Annotated in this window: 5 protein-coding genes; 4 read left to right on the forward strand and 1 reads right to left on the reverse strand. The window is 76.5% G+C overall.

Annotated features, from left to right (window positions below):
* Window positions 1–761 (forward strand): hypothetical protein (locus VR45_RS13490; protein WP_045939971.1); only part of this gene is annotated, 761 nt, incomplete at its 5' end.
* A gap of 19 nt (window positions 762–780) precedes the next feature.
* On the opposite strand, the gene VR45_RS13495 is transcribed toward VR45_RS13490, so the two are convergent.
* Complete coding sequence (locus tag VR45_RS13495; protein ID WP_063772471.1) at window positions 781–1,917, reverse strand: EamA family transporter; 1,137 nt, start codon at window positions 1,915–1,917, stop codon at window positions 781–783.
* A gap of 134 nt (window positions 1,918–2,051) precedes the next feature.
* Between VR45_RS13495 and VR45_RS13500 the strand changes: the two genes are divergently transcribed.
* From VR45_RS13500 to VR45_RS13510, 3 genes are all read left to right on the forward strand, one after another.
* Window positions 2,052–2,486 carry a gamma-glutamylcyclotransferase family protein gene (locus tag VR45_RS13500; RefSeq protein ID WP_045939972.1) on the forward strand — a complete coding sequence of 145 codons (435 nt, stop codon included), beginning with the start codon at window positions 2,052–2,054 and terminating at the stop codon, window positions 2,484–2,486.
* 113 nt (window positions 2,487–2,599) lie between these two features.
* Window positions 2,600–3,853 (forward strand): bifunctional cobalt-precorrin-7 (C(5))-methyltransferase/cobalt-precorrin-6B (C(15))-methyltransferase, encoded by a 1,254-nt coding sequence (locus VR45_RS13505; protein ID WP_045939973.1) that lies wholly within the window; start codon window positions 2,600–2,602, stop codon window positions 3,851–3,853.
* The coding region (locus VR45_RS13510) for an SAM-dependent methyltransferase (protein ID WP_045939974.1) at window positions 3,850–4,167 on the forward strand (318 nt) is incomplete at its 3' end. The genes VR45_RS13505 and VR45_RS13510, both read left to right, overlap by 4 nt.

Below are 4,167 nucleotides of genomic sequence, written 5' to 3' on the forward strand. Positions count from 1 at the left end.
GGCCCGAGCAGGTGGACTGCGTGATCGTCTCCAGCGCGACCGGCGACGCCGTGCCCGGGCTGGACGTCCACCTCCAGCAGAACCTGGGCCTGCGCCCCGACATCAGCCGGCTGCCGATGAGCCAGCTGGCCTGCGCGGGCGGCGCCCATGTGCTGCTCACGGCCCGTCGGTTCCTGGCCTGGAACCCGGCCGCCGTGGTGCTGGTGGTCGCCGCCGAGTCGCTCTCCTCGCTCTACCAGAACACCCGCACCTCGGTGGAGGACCAGATCTACAAGGGCCTCTGGGGCGACGCGGCGGCGGCGGCCGTGGTCACGGCCGAGCAGCGCACGCCCGGGCTCAGGCTGGAGCACTGCTTCGAGTACACCATCCCGCACACCACCGACCGCTACCGCAAGCTGACGGACCACCGGGGCGACCACTTCGCCTCCACCCGGGCCTCGCTCCGCTCGGTCACCGACCTGGGCCCGGCGCTGCTCGACTGGCTGGACCGGCACGGCGGACGGGAGCTGGACTTCGGCGTGCTGCACCCGGGCGGCCCGGCCATCCTGGACCGGCTCGGGGTACTGCTCGACGCGGACGCGGCGTTCCTGCGGCACTCACGGGACGTCCTCACCGAGGAGGGCAACCTGGGCGGGGCCACCGTGTTCTCCGTCCTCGCCCGCACCCACCGCACACCCCCGCCGGCCGGCGCCCGCGGCCTGCTGCTGGGGCTCGGTCCGGGCGTGACCCTGAGCACCCTGCTCGCCACCTGGTGCGGGTGAGCCGGTGCCGGGCCCGGCCTCACCGCCGGGCGGACTCCTGGCCGGCCTCCCGGACGGTTACCTCCCGGGCTGCCTCCTGGACGGCCTCCTCCCGGACGGCCTTCCGGGCGGACCGCCGGGCCGAGGGCCGTCCCGAGCCGCGGCTGACGCTCACCACCAGGCACACGCCGGCGACCACGACGGCCCCGCCCAGCAGGGTGGGGCCGGTCAGCGGCTCGGCCAGCACCAGCCAGCCCAGCAGCACGGCCACCACCGGGTTCACATACGCGTAGGTGGCCACCAGCGTCAGCGGGGCGGAGCGCAGCAGCCAGGCGTACGCGGTGAAGGCGACCAGCGAACCGAACACCACCAGGAAGGCCAGCGCCAGCCAGGACCGGGTGGACACGTCACCGGGGCGCAGCCCGCGCTCCTCCCCCCGGGCCAGTCCGATCAGCAGATTGCCGAGCCCTCCGGCGAGCATCTGGTAGGCGCTGGACGCGAAGACGTTCCCGGGCATGGGGATCCGCTTGCTGGCGAAGGAGCCGAACGCCCAGGTGAGGGTGGCGCAGATGATCGCGACCACCCCGGCGGGGGCTATCGAGCCCCCGATCGCGGGGGCGGAGAGCACGGCCAGGCCCACCAGTCCGAGCAGCACGCCGGCCAGTTCGGCGCGCTTGGGCCGCTCGCCCCCGGCCGCCGTCAGCAGCACCATCCAGAGCGGCACGGCCGCGACCAGCAGCGCGGCCAGGCCGGAGGGGACGGAGGTCTCGCCGAGCACCACGAGTCCGTTGCCGCCGGTCAGCAGCAGCAGTCCGACCAGGGCGGCGGAGCCCAGCTGTCGCAGGTCCACCCGGAGTCCGGCCCGGCCGTGGCGAACGGCGACGAAGCCGACGAGCAGCAGGCCGGCGGTCAGGAAGCGGGCGGCGGCGGAGAGGAAGGACGGCATGGTCTCCACCGCGATCCGGATCGCCAGATAGGTCGAGCCCCACACCACGTAGACCACCACGAGCGCCGTCCACGCCCCGGCGCCGAGCCGTCCGGCGGTGGCCTCGCCGGCCTTGCCGGTGCCGTCGGAGACGTCAGCGAGGACATCGGCGGGGACATCGGCGAGGGCGTCGGCGGAGGCGGGGCGGGCGGTCGCGGGCCCGGCCGACCCGCGTTCGGCTGGAGCTGTCATGGGTGTCCCCCCGGGACGGTGCTGGCAGATGTACCCGCCATGACACCGCATCGGCCACCCCGCGCGCCAGTGGGTATCACCAGGCGGTCACCATCGAACACCGGTCCGCGCCCCCCCGGCCCCGAGGAGTCCCCGTGCCGCCCGCCCTCCCCTTCTTCGTCTACGGAACCCTGCTCACCGGGGAGCGCAACCACGCGGTGTTCCTGGCCGGCCGCTGCGCCTCGGTACGGCCGGCGGTGCTGGACGGCGCCGCGCTGCACGCGGGGCCCGGGTTCCCGTACGCCGTGCCGGACGCCGCCCCGGGCCGGCGGATCCTCGGCGAGCTGGTGACGATCCGCCCCGCCGCCTACCCGGAGGCGCTCGCGGCGCTGGACCGGCTGGAGGACTGCCGTCCGGACGGCGGCGGCGAGTACGTCCGCGAGCGGCTGACCGTGCGCACCGAGGACGGCAGCACCGCCCCGGCCTGGGTGTACCTGGCCGGACCGGCCGTCGGCGCCCGGCTGCGCGCGCACCCGGTGCTCATCGCCTCCGGCGACTGGCGGCGGCGCGACCGAGGACGGCGCGACTGAGGACGGCGCGGCGCCGCCGGTCCGGGCCCGCACCCTGGCCGACCGCGGGCCGAATACCGCCAGGTAGGCTGCCCACACCCCGCGTCGACGACCCCGCCCCGAGGAGCCCCCCGGTGTCCCAGCAGCCACCCCCGATCACCGTCGTCGGGATCGGGGCCGACGGCTGGCCCGGACTCGCCGCCACCGCGCGCGCCGCCCTGCGGGCCGCCGGGGCCGTGATCGGCGGCCCCCGGCAGCTGGACCTGCTGCCCGCCGAGGAGGTCGGCGCCGAACGGGTGCCCTGGCCGTCCCCGCTGCGCCCGGCCGTCCCCGGCCTGCTCGCCCGGTACGCGGACCGCCGGCCGGTCGTCCTGGCCAGCGGCGACCCGATGTTCTTCGGCATCGGCCGCACCCTCGCCGAGACCGTCGGCCCCGAACGGCTGCGGATCCTGCCGCACCCCTCCTCGGTCGCGTACGCCTGCGCCCGGCTCGGCTGGCCGCTGGAGGCCACCGAGGTGGTCAGCCTGGTCGGCCGGCCCCTCGACACCCTGCGCCTGGCGCTCAACCCGGGCCGACGGCTGCTGGTGCTCAGCGCCGACGCCGCCACCCCGGCCGCTGTCGCCGCGCTGCTCTCCGCGCACGGGTACGGCTCCGCCCGGCTGCGGGTCCTCGAACAGCTCGGCGGGCCCGGCGAGCGGCAGCTGGACGGCACCGCCGACGGCTGGCCGCACCCGCCCGGCGACCCGCTCAACCTGATCGCCGTCGAGCTCGGCGCCGACGGCCCCCGCACCCCGGTCGTCCCCGGCCTGCCCGACGCCGCGTACGAGAGCGACGGCCAGCTGACCAAGCGGCACGTGCGCGCCGCCACCCTGGCCACCCTGGCCCCCGTCCCCGGTGAACTGCTCTGGGACATCGGCGGCGGCTCGGGATCGATCGCGATCGAGTGGCTGCGCGCCCACCGCGACAACCGGGCCGTCACGGTCGAACGCGACCCGGTGCGGGCCGAACGGATCGCCCGCAACGCCGCCGCCCTCGGCGTGCCCCGGCTGCGCGTGGTCACCGGACCCGCCCCGGACGCGCTCGCCGGACTGCCCGCCCCGGACGCGGTGTTCGTCGGCGGCGGCCTCACCGCGCCCGGTCTGCTCGACACCTGCTGGGCCGCGCTGCCGCCCGGCGGCCGGCTGGTCGCCAACACGGTGACCCTGGAGTCGGAGGCGCTGCTCACCACCTGGTACCGGCGGCACGGCGGCGAACTGCTGCGGCTCGCCGTGGCGCACGCCGTCCCGGTCGGCGGCTTCACCGGCTGGCGCCAGGCGATGCCGGTCACCCAGTGGTCCGCCGTCAAACCCGCCGCCGAAACCCTCACCTCCCGGGAGAACGCCTCGTGACCGTCCACTTCATCGGGGCCGGCCCCGGCGCCGCCGACCTGATCACCCTGCGCGGCCAGCGGATCCTGGCCCGCGCCGAGGTCTGCCTCTACGCCGGCAGCCTGGTGCCGCGCGAACTGCTCGCCGAGTGCCCGCCCGGCGCCCGGCTGGTCGACACCGCCAACCTCACCCTGGACCTGATCGTCGAGGAGATGGTCCGCGCTCACGCCGCCGGGCAGGACGTCGCCCGGCTGCACTCCGGCGACCCGTCGGTGTTCAGCGCCGTCGCCGAGCAGATGCGCCGCCTCGACGCGGCCGGCGTGCCCTACGAGGTG

This window comes from Streptomyces sp. NRRL S-495 (assembly GCF_000966955.1).
Classification (GTDB): Bacteria; Actinomycetota; Actinomycetes; order Streptomycetales; family Streptomycetaceae; genus Kitasatospora; species Kitasatospora purpeofusca.